Source organism: Mesorhizobium montanum (assembly GCF_033977145.1).
GTDB classification, from domain to species: domain Bacteria; phylum Pseudomonadota; class Alphaproteobacteria; order Rhizobiales; family Rhizobiaceae; genus Mesorhizobium; species Mesorhizobium montanum.
On record NZ_JAVIJF010000035.1, the window covers coordinates 1 to 22647 of the forward strand.

The window sequence follows — 22647 nt, forward strand, 5'->3', positions numbered from 1 at the left end:
CGAAGAGCATGAGCGTCTACGCATGACCTGCGAGAAGTACGGGTTCTTCTACCTTGTCGAACACGGGATCCCGAAAGAACAGATATCAGAGGCCATCCAGGCTTCCCGGCGGTTCTTCGCGTTGCCACAGTCGACAAAGGAACGTTACGGTCACGCAGGCCAAGACGTGTACCCCGCTACCGCCCGTGGATACAGTCCGTTGCACGGCGAGATGCTACATCCCCAAGCTGGCCCCGATCGAAAGGAAATGTTCGATCTCGGAATCGAAAACGAAGGCGACCGGCGTCCTTTTGCCGGACGCACGCGCCTACCGGACGACACGTTGGCTCCTGGTTTCGCTCGAAGCTTGCTTGCTTTGCAGGCAACTGTGGTCAACGAGGTTGTGCCGCAGCTCGGGACCGCGCTAGCGGACCTGCTCGATATGGAAGAGGGCTGGTTCCGACTCCATTTCAACCCACCGACGGTGCTGCAACGCGTGATCCGATATCCATCTACTGGCGGCACGGCCGGAAAGCATACCGACAATGGCTTCTTCACGCTGCTGCTGCAAGAGGAACTCCCCATTCGCTCATTGCAGGTGTGGTTCGGGGGACGCTGGGTGCCGGCGCCGAGCTTGCCCGATAGTCTCGTTGTCAATCTGGGCGACATGCTTCAGGCCTTGAGCGATGGCCGATTCAAGAGCACGCCCCATCAGGTCGTGCACACCGGTCCGGCCGAACGAATTTCCCTTCCCTTCTTTATCTATCCCGACATTGACGCTCGCCTGGCTTCGCGGCAAGGGACGCAGGCCTTCAGCGTCGCGGAAGTGATGTTGCGCAATTTCGAGTCAATCTGGGAAACTGGGAATGGCGCCGGGCGCGCGCGAGAGTTGCAGTAATACCAACGGTCTCGGGCGCTGACTCTTTCGTGATTTTGTGTCGCAGGTGGACCGTGATTCCCTGATGCCGAAGGAGATTCGGCGATGGGTTCAGCGGTGAAATTACGGGATGACTATTCGGCGAGCGAACTTCGGCGCCTTGCGCGGGCTTCGAAGGATGTGCGGCAGAGCAGCCGGCTGTTATCGATCGCGGCGGTTCTGGACGGGATGAACCGAACCGATGCGGCGCGGATCGGCGGGATGGATCGGCAGACGCTGCGCGACTGGGTGCACCGGTTCAATACCGCAGGCCCCGACGGTCTTGTCGATCAGTGGTCGCCTGGTCCGCTGTCGCGGCTGTCGCCAGAGCAGCAGAGCGAATTGGCTGCGATGGTGGAGACGGGGCCGGACCGTGCCGTTGACGGCGTCGTGCGCTGGCGGCGCATCGACCTGAAGCGCGTCATCAAGGAGCGCTTCGGCGTGGACTACGACGCGCGCTATGTCGGGAAACTGCTGCACAAGCTCGGCTTTTCGCACATCAGCGCGCGCCCACATCATCCGGGCCAGGACGCCCATATTGTCGAGGAGTTCAAAAAAACTGGCCACGCACGCTGAAGGCGCATCTTTGCGACCTACCGCCGCGTACGAAGGTGGAGCTTTGGTTCCAGGATGAAGCCCGCATCGGCCAGAAGAACGGCATCGTGCGGCAATGGGCAAGGCGCGGCACCCGACCCCGCCAGCCGGCCGATCAGCGCTACAAGAGTGCGTATCTGTTTGGCGCGATTTGCCCGGCGCGCGGCGCCGGGGCCGCTCTGGCTCTGCCCTTTGCCGACACCGAGGCCATGCAACGCCATATCGACGAGATCAGCCGCCATGTTGAAAAGGGCGCACACGCTGTGCTCGTCATGGATCGTGCCGGATGGCACACCACCGCCAATCTCAGGATGCCGAAAAACATGACGGCGATCTTCCTGCCCTCGCGCTCCCCGGAACTGAACCCGGTCGAAAACGTCTGGCAATATCTGCGGCAGAATTGGCTCTCAAACCGCGTCTTCGACGACTACGACGCCATCATCGACGCCGCTTGCGAGGCTTGGCAGAAGCTCCTCGCTGCGCCCGAAACCATCACATCAATCGGAATGCGGCAGTGGGCGCACGTCGGTCAAACTCCATGACTCTTGGTATAAGTCGTCCGGTTTTCTCGAGAAGGAGACTGGGACATGCTATTCTAAGGGCAAAGCGACGTCCAGAATCAGGAGGGAACGACAACGCATGTCGACGCTCGTTCAGGCGGCTTCATGATCTTGCGCGACGCCAGTGAAGTCCGGACCGCATCGACCAGTTCCATGCGCTGGACCTCGCTCAGGCCAGCTCGCAGCTGACCACGCCCGTAAGTGTCGCTTCCCAGCTCTCGAGCCGGCGGTCTTTGGGGTCGCGGGCCGCTAGCGCGCCTGCTGCAGGTCCACAGCTTCTATCGCCACCGGCGCGACCGCCTTGGGGCGCGATGTTGTCTTAGGTCCCCGCTTGGGCGATATATGCATGTGTCGCTCGAGCAGCCGCTCCGAATGCCTCCTTTGCCGAGGCGACCATTCGCAGTCCATGATCCGCCACTGCTGCGGCAAGGTCGCGTCCATGGTCGGGGGGATGGGCATCGGTTGCGGGACGTTGCGTGTAAGGCCCCGCTGTTGACGATCGCTTCACTGCATCACGAGCCTCTTTGAGCCGGTCGTCGTATTGCAGCACGGTGGGCCTCGATTTAAAGTCTCGACTGCTTGTCGATGTCGAAGGAATTCTTCTCGCCATAGGCGATCAACTCAACTTGTGACCAGTCCGCGTCAGCGGGTTCCTCAATCCAGCTTCGATGAGGTCGCGAACCTGGCCAAGCCAGACCATCACCGCCGCGCGACCTTACAGAACCCAGAGTCAAAGCCGATATTGCAGGTTGATTCACCCGCTAGTCGCCCCAAATTGTGAGAGGTTCGCCGAGAACGCTGCGGTCGACTTCGATTCCGAGCCCCGGCAGGTCCGGCGGAATAACTCCCCCGTCGCCAAATCGCGCATTAAACGCGGCTGTTTTCAACGTAACCATATCGTCAGTATTGGCCACGCACCGCAGTAGACGCGTCGGTACGGTCGCGCCGAGATGAACGATTGAGGCGAACGCGATGGCAGAGCCCGCGGTGTCCTGGACACTCATAGTGAGGCCTGCAGCACTGCAAATATCGCGATGTCGCCGGCTATGCGTGAGACCACCGGCCTTCGCAATCTTGAGGCCAATACCGTCTGCCACATCGTCGGCGATTGTCTGGACAACTGACGCGTCGTTCGTCGCGAGCTCATCGAAGATTATCGGAACGCCAGTCCTTCGACGTAGCGAGACACATTCGCGCCACGTTGCGCAAGGTGCCTCCAAGACAAAGTCGAGACCGTGCGGTAGCAACCGCAACATTCTCAGGGCCGTCTCCACTGTCATACCGCAATTAGCATCCACTAGAAAGAATTCGCCCGGTTTCTTGTCTGCCAAGCACGCTGCGATACGTTCGGCATCGAGTGTCGGTCCTCCCTCGCTGTCCAATGCCCCGATCTTGACCGAATGTCCCAGATATCCCCTCGCGCGGTGGTCCGCCGTACGGCGGCGCATCTCTTCGGGATCGCCGGCATAGATCGACGAAATCATCGGAAGGGGCTTTCCAGAGCCACCTCCAAGAAGCTCTGCCACCGGTAGACCGACTGATTTACCAAAGATGTCCCAGCACGCGACGTCGAGTGCCGATTTGGCGTGATTGTGGCCGACTAGCGCGAAATCCATCGTGTCGTTGATGCGGTCAACTTGGCGAGGATCGCGGCCCAGCAACGCAGGCGCGATTTCAGCGATTCCCGCCCTGGTGCCGAGCGCATGAGACGCAATATAGGTGCTTCCCCATGGGGTGCTTTCGCCCCATCCTTCCGTCCCATCGTCCGCAATGATACGGACGATTGAGGCGTCAAACGATGTGTATTGGCGGCCTCCCGAGAGCAGATACACGCCGCCGGAGTACGGAAGATCGGCCTTATAGAGCTCAATCCTAGCGATTTTCATGGATGGCCTGCCTGTCACTGATTGAAGAAGGTGGGTTTGGGTTGTCGCCTTCGCGGAGGCACAAGCACGAGCTTCCCGGCATGAGACTTCGACAAGAAGTCTTGCTGTGCGAGGACAATATCACTGAGCGGATATACGCGGGCGATCACAGGCCGGAATTGACCGCTCTCGACGTAGCGGATAAGGTTCTCAAAAACCTGATCTCCCCAGAAGGTGCAACCATAAAGGGTCAGATCTTTTAGGTATACAGTTCGGATGTCAATTTCGACGATTGGTCCACCGATCGCGCCCGCCACAGCACAGCGGCCGCCACGCCGCAACAACTCCAGGAGTTGTCGAAACTGCGGGCCCCCAACCAGATCAATAACGACGTCCACGGTTTCCGAACCAAGAGCTGCCACAAGATCGCCGTGTCGATCGATCGTTTGGTCAGCGCCTTGTGCTTTGACATCAGCCGCCTTATTGGGAGCGCAGACTCCGATGACCGTCGCACCCCGGCGCTTGGCCAATTGAACAGCGGCCAAGCCTACGCCTCCCGACGCCCCGGTGACGAGCACACGTTCCCTCCCCACGGCCGCTCTGTCGAGCATGTTTTCTGCCGTCCCATAAGCAGAAGGGACTGCAGCAAGTTCCTCATCGCTCCAGTCACAATTGACGGCATAGGTTTCACGGGCCGGGGCTACCACGAACTGCGCAAATCCACCATTGCACTCGCTTCCGAGTACCCAGCTCTCGAAGGGGCGATAGTCCGCATAGCTGCGCAATATGGTGCGTACGATAACACGCTCGCCGATCCTGTCGCTGGACACCCCGGCTCCAACTGCGACCACACGGCCACACACATCCCCGCCTTGTATGAGGGGAAACTTGAGCGATGTACCGGACCAGCTTGCATCGTCGTCGTCGATTGATGCAATTCCTCCCGCTGCTCCATTGCTTGTCTCGGCTTCAACCTTCTTCGAATACCACCCAATGCGCGTGTTAATGTCAGTGTTGTTAACGCTGGCAGCGCCGACCTCAATGAGTAATTCACCAACTTTCGGTTGCGGCACAGGGACGTCGTTTCGAACTACAAGTTTTTCAAAACCGCCATGACCTGTCAGGATGGCTGCAGTCATCTTGCTCGGAACCATCGAAGTTCACTCGTTCTCGGTTGCGAAGGACACGTTGCGATAGGTCAGACTATATGTGAACCAAGTCCCTCGGCGAGAACGAAATAAATTCACCGGGCCGGTGACTTTTTCGCGACAGGAGACGCCCCCGCTAGGAGAATGCCGTGCCTCCAATCCAAGCCGAGGTTCGGCGGCAAGGCTCAAAAGTTTGGCCGCTGTGTTTCATCGAAAGCTAGACGTCATGTTCCGAGGCGGAGATCGGTGGCCCGCCCTTTCGTGCGATTAAAAGACGAGGGTTGCTCGGATGGGCCGAGCCGATCCTCACGCACGGAGGGCGAGCCATGGGAGAGTATAGCGAAGCATTTGTTGCGTTTGATGTAGCCAAGAAGAAGCACGCGGTGGCGATCGCGGAGGGCGGCCGCACTGGCGAGGTACGGTTCGTCGGCGAGGTCGAGAATAGTCCGGCGGCGACAGAGCGGACGATCAAGAAGCTGGGAAAGACTGCAGGTCTGCTTCGAGGCTGGGCCGACGGGTTATGGGCTGTGCCGGCAGGTCCGCGATCTTGGTCACGACTGCATGGTGGTTGCGCCGGCCCTGATCCCGAAGCGACCGGGCGAGCGCGTCAAGACCAACCGGCGGGATGCCGTCACGCTGGCGCGACTGCATCGGGCGGGCGAACTGATCGGGGTGTGGGTGCCGGACGTGGTCCACGAGGCTGTCCGCGATCTGGTGCGAGCCCGCGAAGCCGCAGCCGATGACCTGCGCCGCAAACGCCAGCAGCTACTTTCCTTCCTCCTGCGCCACTGGGCGGATCTACGAGAATGGCGGTCATTGGACGTTGGCGCACCGGCGCTGGCTTGCCCGCCAGAGCTTCGAGCATACTGCGCAGCAGATCGTGTTCCAGGAGAAGATCGACGCGATCGAGGACGCGGCTCAGCGGCTACGCCGCCTGGACGAGCAGTTGCGCGCCGTCGTGCCAACCCGGTCCATGGCGCGGGTCGTCGAGGCCTATCAGGCCATGCGCGGCGCCTCGTTCCTCGTCGCCGTGATCTTCGCGGCCGAGATGGGGATGTGCGTCGTTTCGAGGCGCCGCCGCAGTTGATGGCCTTCTCGGCCTCGTCCCGGGGGAGCGCTCGACCGGTGACACGGTTCGCGGGCCGAGCCTTACGCTCGCCGGCAATCGACGCGCCCGTCGCGCTTTGGTCGAAGCGGCATGGACTTACCGCTACCCCGCCAGGGTCAGCGAGGCCCTGAGGGTGCGGCTCGAGGGGTTGCCCAAGGCTGTCCGCGATATTGGCTGGAAGGGGCAGGTTCGGCTCTGCGCCCGCTATCGTCGCCTCCACGACCACCGGCAAGAAGCCGCCGGTGGTCGTGGCTGCGATCGCATGCGAGATGGCCGCCTTCTTGTGGGCCACCCTCGAGCGCGCTGGCTTGATCCGCAACAACCGGGCCCCGCGCGCAGCATCGAACTGCTCGTCGAACCCCACACCCTACTCGGGCTACAGCCAATCGAAACCGTCAAATCCTCTGTGCAGAGGTACTAGGTCCCTGATCTAATCTAAAGGCGCAGACGACGCTTCCGTCGCCTGCTCGTCGCGTTGGCATCATGTTGGGTTGCTAGGACATTGTGCGAACCGAGGCGTTTTCGCGGAATTCGCGGCAGCAGCAGCCGTTGACTCGTCACATTACGAGAATTCGGCAAAGCCTCAGGCCTGCACTCTCTCCCGGAGCGCGCGCGCTGCAGCGACCATGTTCACGAGGGCAGGGCGGACCTCCTCCCAATTGCGTGTTTTGAGGCCACAGTCCGGGTTTACCCAAAGTTGACCATCAGACAAGCGCTCGCGGGCAAGCATGAGGAGGGCCGAAATCTCGGCGACCTCCGGAACACGCGGTGAGTGGATGTCATAGACGCCGGGACCGATTTCGTTCGGATATTTAGAGCTCGTAAAGGCATCCAGCAGTTCCATTGCCGAGCGAGATGTCTCAATCGAAATTACATCCGCGTCAAGCTCAGCGATCGCGTCGATGATCTCGTTGAACTCCGAATAGCACATGTGGGTGTGGGTGCCGGACGTGGTCCACGAGGCTGTCCGCGATCTGGTGCGAGCCCGCGAAGCCGCAGCCGATGACCTGCGCCGGGCGGGCGAACTGATCGGGGTGTGGGTGCCGGACGTGGTCTTTTACACCTGTTGAAGCGATCCGGAAGCATTCGACCGACCAGTCGAGATAGACCTTCCAGTCGCACTTGCGCAGCGGCAAGGCTTCCCGAAACGCAGCCTCGTCGATCTGGATCATCCTTGCGCCGGATCTTTCGAGGTCCGTCACTTCATCGCGAATGGCGAGCGCGATCTGGCGGCACACCTCGGAGCGGGGTACGTCGTCGCGAACAAAAGACCAATTGAGAATGGTCACTGGGCCTGTAAGCATGCCCTTCACAGGCTTTTGCGTAAGTGATTGGGCGAATTGCCACCAGCGCACCGTCATCGGATTGGGGCGCGATACGTCACCGAAGATGATGGGGGGACGCACATAGCGCGACCCATAGCTCTGCACCCACGCATGCTCGGTGAAGGCGAAGCCGGAAAGTTGCTCGCCGAAATGCTGTACCATGTCGTTTCGTTCGAACTCGCCATGCACCAGCACGTCCAGCCCGATCTCCTCCTGCCAGCGAATAGCAGCCTCGATCTCCTTCTTCAGAAAGGTTTCGTAGTCGACATAGCTGAGCTGGCCCTTCGCGTGAGCGGAACGCGCCTTGCGCACCTGAAGTGTCTGCGGAAAGGACCCAATGGTCGTCGTCGGGAACGGCGGCAGGCCGAGCGTGCGGTTTTGGACCCTGGAACGCTCGGCAAATGCGCTCTTTCGTTGCTTCATAGCGCCGCCGATGTCAGCGATCCGCCCTTCAACGAGCGGGTCATGGACCTTCGTGGATGTTGCGCGAGTCGAGGCAGCCTCGTCAGAAGGTTTCAACTCGCCAGCCACGGCATCTCTACCTTGGGACAAGGCCCGAGCCAGGATGACCAGCTCGTCGGTCTTCTGGGCCGCGAAGGCGAGCCAGGACCTGATGTTTGCATCCAGTGCCGTCTCCATACGCAAGTCGATCGGCACATGCAGCATCGAGCATGAAGGCGCGATCTCGACTCGGTCCAAGGGCCAGCCCGCGACGATCGGCTTGATGCGGTCGAGAATGCTAGTGAGGTTCGCGCGCCAGACGTTGCGGCCATTGATCAAGCCGAGCGATAACACCAGATCCTTAGGCGCGAGCCGACCAGCCGTCTCCAACTGTTCGGGAGCACGCGAGAGATCAAGATGCAGGCCCGCCACAGGCAGCGATATCGCCGTCTCGACATTGTCCCCCAGCGGCCCGAAATAGGTAGCCAGCATGATCTTCAGCTCGGGCGCGGCCTTCGACAGCTGCCCATAGGCAAATTCAAAGGCGGCTCGTTCGTTCGGGTTCAGATCGAGCACAAGCGCTGGCTCATCGATCTGCACCCAATCGGCTCCCGAGAATTTCAACCTCCGCAGGAGTTGCTCGTAGACGGGCAGAAGCCGCGGCAGGAGCGCGAGAGGATTGAAACCTTCGGCAGGTGACTTTGCCAGCTTGAGAAAAGTGACCGGTCCAAGGATGACCGGGCGTGTATGAATGCCCAGGGCTTTAGCCTCGAGGAAGTAATCAACCGCTTTGGTCGACAAGAGTGTGAACGCCTGATCGTCGTCAAGTTCCGGCACAATGTAATGATAGTTGGTGTCGAACCATTTGGTCATTTTCATCGCGGTTAGGGCAGGGCAAGCCGCATGCTGCCGACCAGAGTCGCTCCCCGTCTGACCTTGGTTGCCGCGGGCCATGGCGAAATAGATGTCGAGTGAGACCTCGCCGCCATTCCATGCGTAGCGGGACGGCACGGCGCCGACCATGGCGGCGGTGTCGAGTACATGGTCGTAGAGCGAAAAGTCGTTCGACGGGATTTTCGACACACCGCGATCGCGCTGCTCCTCCCAGCTCGCGGAACGGACCGCCTTTGCCGTCGCGAGAAGCTCGGCGGCGCAAGATTTTCCGGACCAATAGCTTTCAAGCGCGAATTTCAATTCCCGCCTGCGACCGATACGCGGCACACCAAGCGTTGCTACAGGAATTTGCTGAGACAGAGTCATGTGATACCCCGATGGTTGGGGCGTGGGGGACAACGAAGGCGCCAGTAGGCCGGTACGAACGCCAGGCGACGTGCGAGCGCAATGACCGCCTTGCGCAGGCCACGCCGCTTGGCGACGTTCATCGCCCAGGCCTTCAGCCACGACCATTTCGCCACGCGCCTCAAAAGGCATTGCGCGGCCTCGTAGAGCAACGTCCGCATCATGGCGTCGCCGCCCAGGGATATGCACCCGACGCGCTTGCTTTCTCCGGACTCGTCGAGCTTCGGCGTCAGCCCTAGGATCGGCCCCACGGCCTTGGAGTTTCTGAACCGTTGTGGAATGTCGATCGTCGCAGTATAGGCGATGATGCGCACCTGCTTGGGGTTTGCGATCACCACTTTCTTCACATGCGGCGCGACAACCGCGGCGGCCGAGGATGCGTTACCCGTCGCCTCGATCACCACGACATCGTCCAACGACAGCTTTCTTGCGAAGGTATCCAGCAGATCGCGCCGCATGTCGACACGACCCAGCCGCCTGAGCCTGCCGTCCTCCCAAGCTACCCCTCGGCGAAGGCGCAGTGGATATCCAGTCCGATGATGCGCATGCCCGTTCCTCCTTCTTGGCTCGATCAAAGACGGGAGCTGGCGGGCAACACGACATCTACTGATCCGCGCTCGCAGCGCATCCGGGAAAGTCGCGAGGGGCGGCCATGTAACGAGCTCGGGCTCTCAGCCCACGGTCTACTAGGAAGCTTGGGAGGTCTCCTTTTGCACGGCATGTTGAGCCACGAGAGTGACGTCGCATCCGAGTTCGCTGAGCCTGCGCATCAGGCGTCGAATGGTATTGTCGCGGCTGCGCTGATCGAAGTGGCGCGGGCCGAGGTCGTGGTAAGGCACGCCGTCGCGAAGCATGAAGTAGGCGGCGGTGAGCATCGAAGCGGCGACGGCCAAGATCGCCTTTTTTGCCCCACGGCGTGCTTTGAGGCGCAAGAACTGGGCTTGCAGATAGCTGCCCCTGACGCGCACCGCCGCCCATGCGGCGGTGACCAGGGTGGTCTTCAACCAAGTGCCGCTCTTGCGCACACGCGTGGAGCGGCGCTTGCCGGCACTCTCGTCATTGCGCGGACACAGGCCGGCCCAGGAGATAAGGTGGCCGGCGGTGGGAAAGCGCGCCATGTCGACGCCGATCTCCGCCACGACGACCTGGGCGACGAGGTCACTGATGCCCGGCATGGTCGTCAGCAGGCGGGCATGCTCGCGGATCGGCGCCAAGGATTTTCCCACAGCGGTGTCCACCTCGCCCAGCGCCCGCTCGAGGTTGGCGATGAGATCCAGATGCAGCTTGAGCATCAGGCAGTGATGCGCGGTGACCCGGCCACGCAGCGCTTCGATCAGCTCGGGCCGTTTGTGCCGTGCGGTTCCTCGCGCCAAATCAGCCAACCGCGCGGGGTCGCTCTCGCCTGCGATGATCGCTCCCAGTATCGCTCTGCCGGAGACGGTCAGCACGTCGGACAGCACGCTAGCGAGTTTGACGTTGGCGTCTTCCAGCACCTTCTGGATGCGCAGCGAGTGCTGGGCGATCTCGCGCACGAGCTGCTTGCGGGTGCGGGTCAGATCGCGCAGCTCCTGGATCGGGGCGGGCGGTACGAAGCTCGCCCGGATCAGCCCATGTGCCAAAAGATCGGCGATCCACATGGCGTCATTGACGTCGGTCTTGCGGCCGGGGACGTTCTTGATGTGCTGGGCATTGGCCAGCACCAACTCGAACTGGCCTTCGAGTATGTGCCAGACCGGCCGCCATTAGATACCGGTCGCCTCCATGGCGACATGCGTGCAGCCGTGCGAACTCAGCCAGTCGGACAATTCGAGCAGCTCTCGCGTCGTCGTGGCAAAACTGCGGGTCTCGCGATGCGGCGGCGACGAGACGCAACGCACACAGGCCACGACCGTGTCCTTGTGAACGTCCAGCCCTGCGCAGCGCGGATAGAGCACGTCCATGCCTTTTCCTCCTTTGCGGTGCGACGCCGGGAAGAATCCTCGTTGTCGAAATCTACTAGTCGCGATCACGGGCAGCGATGCCCGTCGTCAACAATTCGGGGTGCTCGCAGGGTTCCAGGTCCAACTATTGACCGGGCTCGAAGCACCAAGACGATGCCGACCTCGGTCCCAGCGCCGCAGCAAATCTTACCGCGCGGCTGTGCGCTGCGACAGCGTCGCTTCATCCCTCGGGGTCGGACCGCTCCGATGGTGAACTATTGACGGCGTGCCTGCACCTTCGTGCTCCCGGTGCCCCACGTCCCGGACGGGCTCACCATAAGGCCGTTCCAAAACAAGAACAGCGGGACAGCAGGCACCACAGATCACATGCCGGATAAAGGACAGGTCGAAAGGATGAACCGCCCCATCAAGGAAGCCACCGTCAGACGCTTCCACTACGATAGCCACGATCACCTCCGAGGCCACCTCAACGACTTCATCACAGCCTACAACTTCGGCCGCCGCCTCAAGACCCTCAAAGGCCTCTCGCCCGTCGAGTTCATCTGCAAACAATGGACAATCGAGGCCCAAAGGTTCAGGCTCAATCCTCTCCATCAAATGCCGGGACTAAACACCTAGGGTCCACATCATCCTGCGCGCCGATTCCGGCTTTGCCCGTGAGGAGTTGATGGCCTGGTGCGAGATCAACCGCGTCGACTATGTCTTTGGGCTCGCCCGCAACGAATGGCTGGAAACGGAGATCGCCCCAGCCTTGGAGGAAGCCTGCCTGGCATGCCGGGCAAGCGGCCAGGTCGAGCGCGTCTTCCGCGACTTCATGTGGTCGACAAAAAGGCAGCTGGTCGCGCCGCAGGCGGGTCGTGGCCAAGGCGGGCGCCAATCCGCGCTTCGTCGTGACCTCACTCAAGCCGCAGCGCTGGGTGGCCCAGACGCTTTACGAGGAGCTCTACTGCGCCCGCGGCGACATGGAGAACCGGATCAAGGAATGCCAGCTCGACCTCTATGGCGACCGCACCAGCGCTCACACAAACAACAGAGGATACATTGCTGAGGAACCCGACTGTCGCAATACCGCGGCGCTGATCGCGCCCGTCCTCGAACTCCACAGCCAGTGCCCGCGCCGCGTCACAACGGAGCCTGCGCTAGATTCGGTGAGATGAGCGGGCTAGGCCACAATCGTCGCCTCCTCCCGAATCCGCGAGCCGACGCGTCCAGCACAGCTGCGGAAGCGGAAGACGGTCTGCGGTGCCGGCGTGATCGAGCTTGAGATCGACGGCATCGCCATGCGGGCTGGCCGCGGCGCAGACGCCAAGACGGTTGCGGCGGTCATCGGTGCGCCGAAGGCAACATCATGATCGGGCCGACCGGCGCCGTCAAGGCCATGGTGGCGGCGAAACCGGTGGACTTCCGCAAGCGTGCGGAGGGACTGGCCGCGTTGGTGCGCGAGACGATGGGGCGCTGATCCGTTTTTATTTGACGGGCGAGATTATGTGGCGGCGCCAGCGTGGGCCTGCCCTGTCCGGAAACTTCCGCCACATAAGAACGGGTCCGAGCCGGCATCCCGTCTGGATCTTTCCTCAAATCGACCGGATGGCTGGCGACGAATACCTTCACGCCGGCTGGGATCATGCCTTCCGCACCGCCCGGATGATCTTTGTCACCTTGTTCTGTTCGATGTCGGCGCCAACGCGAATTACCACGCCGTGCAGAGCGATCTCCACCATCGCGATCCTGCCGGCGTAACCAAGACGAAACCGAGCTCTTCGGCATCCACGCGCTGCTCCACCGCACCGGCGCTTCAGCCCTTTGCACTGCCAGCCGAACAGCGGCGAGGGTGACAGTCCCGCCTCGCGAGCAATGCCGACACATTTGCCTCGGCTCCAGCGACGCCTGGATCAGCCGCGCCTTCGCCTGCGCCAACCATCGACGACGTGGTCGCTCTAGACTCGCCTCCAGGCGGTTCGGTCGACCTCAAGGCCATCGAAACTTCTATTTGCAGTCCTAGAAATTAACACCGTAAGCTCCCGCCCCCCAAGTGTCATAATCTCTCACCCATCACCTCAGGCCGCGCCAGATGGGGTTCTCCTTCCCGCTTACCATCTAACTTCCATTGTGGATGCCGCATCGTGAAATAGGTTACCAAGTTCCGGCTAATTTAACATTTATAAGAGGCAGCATAATGACGCATCTATACTGCCAACAGCTTGGACTCACTGTTATCCAGGGATAACAGCCGTGGCGCCGTCAATTGGCTACTTAACGACGGGGATTTGTCGCGGAGCACGCGAGGTAAGCAGTTTGGCCCCGCTTTCGGTAATTACAACAACCTCTTCATGGAGCATTAGTTTTGAAGAGCCATCGAAATAGGAGGGGTAGGTCATACTTGGCTCAATATTGACGATCATACCCGCCTCAAGTACCGTGTTGTCATTCTGCTGAACGGAGGGCAACTCGGGCATCCATAAACCCATGGAGTGACCCATGCGGCCGATGTTAGAGCTTTTCCCCCGATGCCTCAGTTGAGACAGCGAATCTGACATTGCAGTCCAAACGTTACAGATTGGAATGCCGGGTTGCGCAGCACTAATTCCGACTTCTGTTGCTTCCCATACCGCCCGGTAGGCGTCCTGTGTATGCGGATCAGCTTCTCCGAAAGAAAAGTTCCGGTTGAAGTCACACCAGTAAAAATTAAACTGGCAACCAGCATCAATAAAAAGTACATCGCCTCCAGACATCACTTTATCAGTCGGCTCGCCGTAGCAGCGGGAATATCCTCCGTGACCTGAAGCACCGTCGATCTTTGTAGTTTTGTCAACGCCACGTTTAAAGCATTCGAGCTCGAAAAGACGAGAAGCCTCTCGCTCTGTCATACCGGAGTACAATTGTTGAGTCAAATTGTCGAAAACATGTGAAACGGTTTCACATACAGTTCTGATGCGATCAATCTCGCCATCTGACTTGATCATTCTCAATGGGGTCATAATTGGTTCTGATGCGTCTTCAAATACCCGGGGCCTTATTGCCTCGGCTATACGCAAAAAATCTCCTCCAGACACTCCAAGCCTGCTTTCTGGGCCAAGCTCGATCCCAATGCGGGCATTTTCCGGCAACAGCTGATTTAAAAGGCTTGTGACTTCGGAGACGCCTTCATCTCTGGGATTCGGACCCGGCCAAGTACGAAAATCTTGTATCCACGTGGTTTCTCTGAGAAAATCATCTAGACCAGTTGGAACAACTGCTATCACCTCTCCAGACGTTAGGAGTAATAGAAAGCGCGGCCTCGTAGTCTGAACTGGAGTAGTGCTCGTATCATCGACAAAATAACGGAAGTTATGTTCGGAGGTGATAAGAAGCGCGTCAAAAGAATTGCTCTTCATAAGTTGCCGAGCCTTCAGAATACGGTTTTGACACTCGATAAACGGAAACGGCACGTGAGGAATAGTGGTAATGCTGGAAAGGCGTGTACTGGGCATGAGTTCTCCTGCAACTTGCTTTTCAATCATGCTTAGGTTCTAATTCTCTCGCTCCCCAAAACTGTTTCTACTAAGCTGATCCAGAACCCAATGCCATAGGCAAGAGCCTCATCGTCAAAATCATAAGCCGGATTATGCAGAGAAGGTGATGGTCCATTTCCTAGCAAAATCATGGCGCCCGGGCGTGCCTCAAGCATATAGGCGAAATCCTCTGCGCCCATACTCATCCTAACCTTATCGTCCACGGAAGCGGCCCCCACCAGGTTACGCGCTGCCGTGATCGCAAAGTTCGTCTCTTTAGCGTGATTAAAAGTGGCTGGAACAGATCGGCGGTAGATGAACTCAATATCGGCGCCAAATCCACGGGCGATGCCCTGAGCGGAGGCAAACACCTCTCGCTCGGCAAAATCTCTGAGCTCGGACGAAAGGGCCCTGACGGTTCCAGCGATTTCAACGTTATCTGGAATGACATTGTAGGCATCTGCCGCTTTCAGCTTTGTCACTGAGATCACGAGGGAGTCCCTAGGGTCAGTCTTGCGCGAGATTAGTGTCTGCAAACCCAGAATGATCTGCGCTGCAATGACCACAGGATCTATAGTTCCACTCGGCGAAGCTGCATGGCCACCCTTGCCCTTTACGATAATGTCGAAGTCATCTTGCGACGCCATGATCGAACCGTGGCAAATTGCGAATGTGCCGATCTCCATTCCTGGTCTGTTGTGCATGCCAAACACCTGAGAGATGCAAAAACGATCCATGATTCCGCCTTGGACCATTTTTAGACCGCCCGATGGCAGTTCAATCTCTTCTGCGGGCTGGAAAATCAAAGCGACAGAGCCCTTGAAGTTGCGCGTTCTTGCCAAATGTTTTGCGGCACCCAGCAACATAGCCGTGTGCCCATCATGGCCGCATGCATGCATTCTGCCCGGCTTCTTCGATGCCCAGGGCTTTCCCGAAGCTTCAACAATTGGTAACGCGTCCATGTCAGCCCTCAAGGCCACAGTTGGCCCGTCGCCGCCTTTACCCTGGACGATCGCGACTATGCCCGTTTCAGCAATCCCTGTTTCGATGTGATCGACCCCAAACGAGGCCAATTTCTCCGCAACGAATTGTGCTGTGTCAGGTAGCCGGTAGTCGAGTTCTGGATTTTGATGAAGGTGGCGGCGCCATTCGGTTGCTTCGCGCTGTAGGTCCCGGAAAATCTCAAAGCCAATCATTCTCTATTTGCCCATGTTTAGGCTCTTTGCGCCATTCGTTCACCTGGGGCAAGAGCAAAAGGGTCAACGGAAGCCTAGTCCGAGTGATGTCTGCGATGGCGAGACTCAACCTCGCCTAGACCTAACCATGCGGCGTTAAGACAATGGTTTGCTATCAAACTGCGCCTCCTGTTGAAATATGAGCTACAGATCTAAGAGGTTTTTGCGATATGATCAGTGTCAAGGGGAGGCCTGGAGCGCGCGTCAGGTAAGCTGCCTGTGACTGACGCGACGGGCAGAGACCTTTCGGCTATTGGCGCGGCCCGTATAACTGGAGACAGAATCATATCTGGTGTCATCCGTGAGAATGGAAACATTCTGGCAGAATAGAGTGTATATGTGTGGACGGCCTCTGCGATGCAAGCAGTTTCTACGGCTGGATGAGCACCGGTCGGGAGCATCGATGTGTTCGGCCTGTTCACGCAGCACCGTCGGCTGCTGGTCCTGCTGAACTCCGCGGATGACACCCCTGATCACCTCATCGCGCCCGAAGGGCTTGGCTCCGCCGAGGTGTCGATGGCGGAGACGGCGGTCTCTATCCTCACGACGGAGTTCTGCCAAGCTGATACGCTGCGGCCCAGGCAGCTTCAAGTTCGTCGGGTCCGACGCGTACGAAGCCTGAAGGCGGCCGTCACCAAGGGGCTGTACGCGACATGGCAAAACCGCCACGTTGTCGCCCCGACCCGTCACGTCAGGCTTGTGAAACGCAACTGCGACTTCTGTCGCAAACAAAACGAGCTGCCACCGTGGCACGCCTTTCTTTCGAAATGCGGAACAGCGTTTCAAATGGCATCGCTTGGCGACATAATCATTTCACGGGCAGGGTCGCTATGACGAGAAACTCTGGCCATTCGATGTCATATTTCTGCAATAAAAGGGTCATGGCCGTCAAAAAGGTCGACGATAGCCTCAGCTTTTGGGAGGAGCAAATATGGGCATTTCCTAAGCTGCAGGCGTTTCATCTGGGGCATCCTATATCGCGGTAAGTGTAGTGTTTTTCCGAGGGGCCACGCAATCCTCGGGCCACTTACGGGTAGGAGGTAAAAGGGTGGCGCCTACGCAAAAGCCTGGATGGGGATGAGATACCCACTATCGCCAGCACTCTCGGTCGACAAATGGCGCGGATTGATCCACGCGCCCAGCTCAAACAGGGGAACTGAACCATGACAATCTCTCGACGCGACCTTATTAAGGCAGGCGTGGCCGCAGGAACGGCTTTATCTATCCCGTCGGTGTTGCGGGCGCAGACAGAGGCATCTGCTGAACGGACGGTACGCATGGTGATGGGTTCTTTCCTGCGAGCCTTCGATCCGATCTCAACGACCGACGACACCTCCCAATCCCATGGCCTAGCCATTTTCGACACGCTATTTGCGCTCGATTCCAAGTTCATGGTGCAGCCACAAATGGTTCACAAGTGGGGCATTTCCGACGACCAGAAGACCTATACGTTTGAGCTTCGAGACGGCCTGGGCTGGCACGATGGCACCGCCGTCACCGCTGCGGATTGTGTAGCGTCGATCCGCCGCTGGGCTGGAGTGCAGTCCGGCGGGCAACTCATGATGAAACGAGTGAAAGATATTTCAAAGAAGGATGACAGAACTTTTATCATTGCTCTAAAAGAGCCATTAGGTCTACTACCCGAAATATTAGCTTCTGCACCACCTCTCTTCATGATGCGCGAAAAGGACGCAAACCGCCCCGCAACGGAGCAGGTAACCACGAACGTCGGATCGGGTCCCTTTAAGTTTAACGAAGCGCTCTCCAAGCCTGGCGCTAGAATCACGTATGATCGCAATGAAAAATACGTGGCCCGTAGGGAATCCGCCGACGGTTTCGCCGGCGGGAAGGTCGTGAATGTCGATCGGGTCGTCTGGGAGAATATCGCCGATCAGCAGACTGCTTACGCGGCGCTGCAGGCCAGTGAGATCGACTTTATTCAGTCGCCATCCGTAGATCTAATACCTGTCATCGAGAGCAATCCAGACCTTCAACTTGAGATTTTGGATAAAGGCGGCCGGATCTTACTCCTGCGGATGAATTGCCTTCAGAAGCCATTCTACAATGTGAAAGCGCGTCAGGCTATGCTTCATCTTGTCGATCAGGAGGCGTTCTTACAGGCCGCGTTCGGCAATCCAAAATACTACAGAACTGTAACTTCCTTGTTCGGAAACGATACCCCCTATTCAAACGACGAAAATACGGGATGGTTCAAAGAAGGCGGCGACCCGGAAACGGCGAAGATACTTTTGAAGGAAGCTGGGTATGCAGGCGAGAAGATTGTCCTTCTTCAACCCACCGACTGGACCGAGTCCAGCAACGCTTCGCAGCTACTAGCGGCCGAATTGCGCAAAATCGGGGCAAATGTCGAACTTGCTCCGAGCGACTGGGGTGGAATTGTCGAGCGCCGGGCCAAGACGGGTCCAGTCGAGGACGGGGGGTGGAGTCTCTTCATCACGGATCACAGCAATTATGGCACGACCCAGCCGCACACTAATATCGACCTGACCGCAAATGGCAAGGAGGGTTGGTACGGGTGGCCGACAAGCAACGAGTACGAGGCTTTGCGAGCCAAGTGGGTGGAGGTTAAAACGCTGGAAGAACGCAAGGCGTTGGCCCGTGAAATGCAAAAACTCTATTGGGACTTTGTCGGCATGGTTTACTTGGGCGCGTACGTCCAACCAAGCGCTCGCCGTAAGGCTCTCACACGGCTTATCGGCATGCCGGCGTATCTTCCGATGTGGAACATGCAAAAGGGTTCGGCCTGAATGGGCAGTTACATCCTTCGCCGCGTCTGCTCGACCGTCGCCGTGATGGCTATGGTCGGAATTTTCGTTTTCCTGCTTCTCAGGCTGGCGCCTGGGGACCCGGCAGCGATGATCGCCGGAAAGTCGGCAAGCGCCGAGGTGATCGCTCGGATCCGCCAACAGATGGGGCTGAACGACTCGCTGCCTGTTCAGTTCATGCGTTGGGTGCACGACATACTTCGGGGGGATTTGGGGACTTCAATTTTCGCGGGGCGACCGGTTCTCGAGCTCATCTCGCAGCGGCTTGAGCCGACCCTTTCCCTGTCGATCCTGACGATGATCCTTTCGGCGACGGTTGGGATTTGCTTCGGCATTATTGCGGCGTGGCGCGCGGGTGGCCTTGAGGATCGCATCCTGACAGGATTCGCGACACTAGGTTTCTCGGTTCCAGTGTTTGTTGTGGGTTTTTTTCTCATATATTTTTTCGCGATCAAGGCTCGTTGGCTGCCGGTACAAGGATATCTGCCTATCGGAAGTGGCCTCTGGCCATGGCTCATGCACCTGATTCTGCCAAGCGTAACGTTGAGTATTCCCTACGTAGCTTTCATTGCTCGTATCACGCGGGCAAGCATGCTGGAGGTCTTGTCGGAAGATTATATGCGAACGGCCGCTGCCAAGGGCGCGTCGTCTTACTCCATGCTGTTCCATCATGCTCTGAAGAATGCCGGTGCCCCTATTCTTACCGTGATTGGTTTAAGTTTCGCCGGCCTTATTGGCGGCGTTGTGATCACGGAAACGGTCTTCAACATACCTGGTGCCGGACGTTTGGTGGTCGATGCGATTAACAGCCGCGATTACCCTGTGATTCAAGGCGTTCTTGTCCTTGTTTCGGGCATGTACGTCCTAATCAATTTGGCAATCGATCTTTCGTACACCCTCGTCGATCCTCGCATTCGGTACTGATATGACATTTCCTTCCGCACCAATTGAAACCCTCCCCACTGGCCACTTGCGGGTATCAGGATTTTCCCGCCTGGCAAGGCGTTGTCCATTGGTCCTGATTGGCGGCGTTCTTTTGGCGGCATTGATTCTTCTCGCCCTCGCTGCCCCGCTTTACACTGGCGATCCTCTGAATATAGATCCATTCAAACGGCTCCAGCCCCCTTCCGCCGAGATGTGGTTCGGAAGCGATAATCTGGGTCGTGACGTGTTTGCACGAACCGTATTCGGCGCGCGGATCTCGCTAGTAGTCGGATTAACCTCAGCGACGGGCGCGGCTTTGGCCGGCCTTATGATTGGTGTGATCGCCGGCTACAGCCGTAACTTCGATAGCGTCATCATGCGAGTCATGGACGGCCTCATGTCGATTCCGACGATTCTACTGGCCATCGCCCTTATCTCTCTGACAGGGCCAAGCGTCAGTATTCTCATAGTTGCGATCACGATTGTCCAATTGCCAAGCGTCTCGCGCCTGGTTCGCTCGGTCGTTATTAGCGTTCGGGAGCGTCCTTACGTCGAGGCCTCGCTTTGCGGCGGCGCGCGCCTTCCAAAAGTGCTATGGCGCCATGTCCTGCCAAGTACTATTCCAGCGCTAATGGTACAGAGCGCAATTGTGTGCGCAGATGCGATTCTGACAGAAGCCGGACTGAGCTTTCTGGGCGTAGGCGTACCGCCCGAAATTCCTAGCTGGGGTAATATGATCTCAAGCTCCCGCTTGTATCTCAGTATCGCTCCCATGACAGTCTTCGCCCCCGGCATTTGCCTCGCCGTCATGGTCCTGGCGGTAAACCTGCTCGGGGATGGCCTGCGTGATCTGTTTGATCCTCGCTCAAAGCGACGGCGCTGACATGTTGATGCGAGAACAGCCAGAGGGTGACATGCTTCTCGAAGTTCGGGACCTTGAGACGCATTTTTATGGTGAAGAGAGCGTCACTCGCGCTCTGGGTGGCATCAGTTTTGAGGTCAGGAAAGGTGAGACCCTCGGCGTCGTCGGCGAATCTGGATGCGGCAAGACTGTCACCGCTCTCTCTATCCTGCGCCTCTTGCCGAAGCAGAGCGCCCAGACCGTCGGCGGCGAGGTCCGCTTTCACGGACGCGACCTCCTCAAGCTATCCGATCGGGAGATGCGATGGATTCGCGGCGACCAGATCGCCATGATCTTCCAGGAGCCGATGACGAGTCTGAACCCTGTCTACACGATCGGCCACCAAATCGCCGAGGCGGTCCAGATCCACGCCAAGACTTCCCGCTCCGTCGCCATCGAAAAAGCCGAAGAGATGCTCCGTCTCGTACGCATCGCGGATCCCGAGCGCCGGGTCAACAGCTATCCCCATGAGTTGTCAGGCGGTATGCGCCAGCGTGCCATGATCGCCATGGCACTTGCCTGTTCACCGGAACTGTTAATCGCAGATGAGCCCACGACCGCGCTCGACGTCACCATTCAAGCACAAATCCTGCGGTTGATCGTCGACCTGAAAGAGCGCACGGGAACAGCGGTCATGTTCATCACCCATAACCTCGGGGTCGTAGCTGAAACCTGCCAACGTGTCATTGTCATGTATGCCGGCGGGATCGTCGAACAAGCCAGCGTCATCGATTTGTTTGCGCGACCGGCCCACCCCTACACTCAGGGGCTCATGCGCTCAGTGCCCGACAGCCGGCGAGGCCGCCAGCGTCGGCTTTCGGAAATTCCCGGCATCGTTCCCAGCTTGCGCGAACCCATCGTTGGCTGCAGCTTTTCGTCCCGCTGTCCGTTCGCGATAGACATCTGTCGCAGCAAGACGCCCAAGCTAAGAGACATAGCGCCTGGTCATGCCGCCGCTTGCTGGCGCGCTGAGGAGATCACGGCCTGATGAGCGCTCCGTTGCTGCAGGTCGAGAGCCTGACCAAGCATTTCCCGCTTAGTCCAGGCATTCTAAGTAAAAACATTTCGGTGGTGCGGGCTGTCGAAGATGTGTCTTTCTCGGTTTCGGCCGGAGAGACGCTCTGTATTGTCGGCGAATCAGGCTGTGGCAAGTCCACCATCGCGCGGCTGCTAATGCGGCTAGCCGAACCGACTGCCGGGCGCGTGTTGATCGATGGAACGGATATCGCCGGGCTCAAGAGAAATGCGCTTCGCGCCTGGCGGCGGCGGATGCAGATGGTCTTCCAAGACCCCTACTCTTCGCTGAACCCGCGCCTTAACGCAGGCCAGATCATTACCGAACCCGTCGAAAATTTTGAGCGCCTCAGCCACAAACAGCGCAAAGCGCTTGCCGCGGAACTTCTTCGAAAGGTAGGCATGTTGCCTCAGGTGATGGACAGGTTTCCATCGGAGCTTTCGGGCGGGCAACGCCAGCGCCTTGGCATCGCGCGGGCGCTGGCTTTACAGCCATCCCTTATCATAGCCGACGAGGCGGTGTCGGCCCTGGATGTCTCTGTGCAGGCACAGATCCTGAACCTGCTGATGGACTTGCAGCAGGAGATGGGCATTGCATATCTCTTCATCTCGCATGACCTCGGCGTGGTTGAGCATATCGCGCATCGGGTCGCCGTGATGTATCTAGGACGGATTGTGGAACTTGCTTCTAGCGAGGCGCTTTTCGCTGAAGCCGTCCACCCCTATACCGAAGCGCTGATAGCCGCGGCACCCTTGCCGGACCCAACGCGTGTTCGGGCGAGCGTGACCCTCGAAGGTGAGGTGCCAAGCCCTGTTAAACCACCGAGCGGATGCGCGTTCCACCCCCGCTGCCCGCTCGCGTTAGAACGCTGCCGCGTCGAGGTCCCGCCCTTAGTGCCGATGGGGGATGGACGAGTTGTGGCATGTCATGTGCGCGCTCCCGCCCGCGTTTTGGGGTCAGCGCCGGGAAACGCCAATCCGTCACTCACAGCGGGAATGCCAGGAAGCCTCCACCCGATAGCAAATGTCCAGAACACTACTAATATCTGTACTCAGCATCGCGCCGATTAAGGCAAATATGGAAAGATGAAACAGGCCGAAGGCGGTACATACATCTGCAT

The 22647-nt window shown here is 58.7% G+C and carries 12 protein-coding genes and 8 pseudogenes; 12 read left to right on the forward strand and 8 right to left on the reverse strand.

Annotation, left to right across the window (positions count from 1 at the left end):
• The 3 genes and pseudogenes from RFM68_RS31735 to RFM68_RS31745 all read left to right on the forward strand — a co-directional run.
• Positions 1–877 (forward strand): 2-oxoglutarate and iron-dependent oxygenase domain-containing protein (locus tag RFM68_RS31735; RefSeq protein ID WP_320236910.1); only part of this gene is annotated, 877 nt, incomplete at its 5' end.
• 207 nt (positions 878–1084) lie between these two features.
• Positions 1085–1396: pseudogene (locus RFM68_RS31740) on the forward strand (helix-turn-helix domain-containing protein); the annotation flags it as partial.
• Positions 1291–2031: an IS630 family transposase gene (locus RFM68_RS31745; protein ID WP_320236936.1), complete on the forward strand. Its 741-nt coding sequence runs from the start codon at positions 1291–1293 to the stop codon at positions 2029–2031. The pseudogene RFM68_RS31740 and the gene RFM68_RS31745, both read left to right, overlap by 106 nt.
• Positions 2032–2810: 779 nt before the next feature.
• Here the strand turns inward: RFM68_RS31745 and RFM68_RS31750 are convergent.
• A complete protein-coding gene (locus RFM68_RS31750; protein WP_320236911.1) occupies positions 2811–3935 on the reverse strand; it encodes a mandelate racemase/muconate lactonizing enzyme family protein in 1125 nt (374 codons plus the stop codon).
• A 14-nt stretch (positions 3936–3949) separates the two neighbouring features.
• Complete coding sequence (locus RFM68_RS31755) at positions 3950–5053, reverse strand: alcohol dehydrogenase family protein (RefSeq protein ID WP_320236912.1); 1104 nt, start codon at positions 5051–5053, stop codon at positions 3950–3952.
• Positions 5054–5388: 335 nt separating this feature from the next.
• Between RFM68_RS31755 and RFM68_RS31760 the strand changes: the two are divergent.
• A pseudogene (locus tag RFM68_RS31760) lies at positions 5389–6460 on the forward strand (IS110 family RNA-guided transposase); the annotation flags it as partial.
• Positions 6461–6753: 293 nt separating this feature from the next.
• Here the strand turns inward: RFM68_RS31760 and RFM68_RS31765 are convergent.
• The 4 pseudogenes from RFM68_RS31765 to RFM68_RS31780 all read right to left on the reverse strand — a co-directional run.
• Positions 6754–7113 (reverse strand): annotated as a pseudogene (locus tag RFM68_RS31765) (5-methyltetrahydropteroyltriglutamate--homocysteine S-methyltransferase); the annotation flags it as partial.
• 102 nt (positions 7114–7215) lie between these two features.
• Positions 7216–9196: pseudogene (metE, locus tag RFM68_RS31770) on the reverse strand (5-methyltetrahydropteroyltriglutamate--homocysteine S-methyltransferase); the annotation flags it as partial.
• Positions 9193–9540: pseudogene (locus RFM68_RS31775) on the reverse strand (transposase); the annotation flags it as partial. The pseudogenes RFM68_RS31775 and metE, both read right to left, overlap by 4 nt.
• Positions 9541–9921: 381 nt before the next feature.
• Positions 9922–11175, reverse strand: a pseudogene (locus RFM68_RS31780) (IS110 family RNA-guided transposase).
• Between the two features lie 363 nt (positions 11176–11538).
• Here RFM68_RS31780 and RFM68_RS31785 point away from each other — a divergent pair.
• Positions 11539–11793: pseudogene (locus tag RFM68_RS31785) on the forward strand (IS3 family transposase); the annotation flags it as partial.
• Positions 11789–12200: pseudogene (locus RFM68_RS31790) on the forward strand (transposase); the annotation flags it as partial. The pseudogenes RFM68_RS31785 and RFM68_RS31790, both read left to right, overlap by 5 nt.
• 1224 nt (positions 12201–13424) lie before the next feature.
• Here RFM68_RS31790 and RFM68_RS31795 read toward each other — a convergent pair.
• The gene (locus tag RFM68_RS31795; RefSeq protein ID WP_320236913.1) at positions 13425–14675 is read right to left on the reverse strand and encodes a M24 family metallopeptidase; all 1251 of its coding nucleotides are present in this window, start codon (positions 14673–14675) and stop codon (positions 13425–13427) included.
• A gap of 2 nt (positions 14676–14677) precedes the next feature.
• The gene (locus RFM68_RS31800; RefSeq protein ID WP_320236914.1) at positions 14678–15862 is read right to left on the reverse strand and encodes a M20 aminoacylase family protein; all 1185 of its coding nucleotides are present in this window, start codon (positions 15860–15862) and stop codon (positions 14678–14680) included.
• A gap of 444 nt (positions 15863–16306) precedes the next feature.
• Here RFM68_RS31800 and RFM68_RS31805 point away from each other — a divergent pair, with 444 nt between their 5' ends.
• The 6 genes from RFM68_RS31805 to RFM68_RS31830 all read left to right on the forward strand — a co-directional run bounded on the left by RFM68_RS31805 (position 16307) and on the right by RFM68_RS31830 (position 22597).
• Positions 16307–16735: a hypothetical protein gene (locus RFM68_RS31805; protein WP_320236915.1), complete on the forward strand. Its 429-nt coding sequence runs from the start codon at positions 16307–16309 to the stop codon at positions 16733–16735.
• Between the two features lie 329 nt (positions 16736–17064).
• On the forward strand, positions 17065–18669 hold the full coding sequence (locus RFM68_RS31810) for an ABC transporter substrate-binding protein (RefSeq protein ID WP_320236916.1): 1605 nt from the start codon (positions 17065–17067) through the stop codon (positions 18667–18669).
• A complete protein-coding gene (locus tag RFM68_RS31815) occupies positions 18670–19611 on the forward strand; it encodes an ABC transporter permease (protein ID WP_320236917.1) in 942 nt (313 codons plus the stop codon).
• Position 19612: 1 nt separating this feature from the next.
• Positions 19613–20494: an ABC transporter permease gene (locus tag RFM68_RS31820; RefSeq protein ID WP_320236918.1), complete on the forward strand. Its 882-nt coding sequence runs from the start codon at positions 19613–19615 to the stop codon at positions 20492–20494.
• 31 nt (positions 20495–20525) lie between these two features.
• Positions 20526–21500, forward strand: coding sequence for an ABC transporter ATP-binding protein (locus tag RFM68_RS31825; protein ID WP_320236919.1), 975 nt, complete (start codon positions 20526–20528; stop codon positions 21498–21500).
• Positions 21500–22597, forward strand: a complete 1098-nt coding sequence (locus RFM68_RS31830; RefSeq protein WP_320236920.1) for an ABC transporter ATP-binding protein — start codon at positions 21500–21502, stop codon at positions 22595–22597. The genes RFM68_RS31825 and RFM68_RS31830 overlap by 1 nt, the downstream gene beginning before the upstream one ends.
• Positions 22598–22647: the final 50 nt, after the last annotated feature.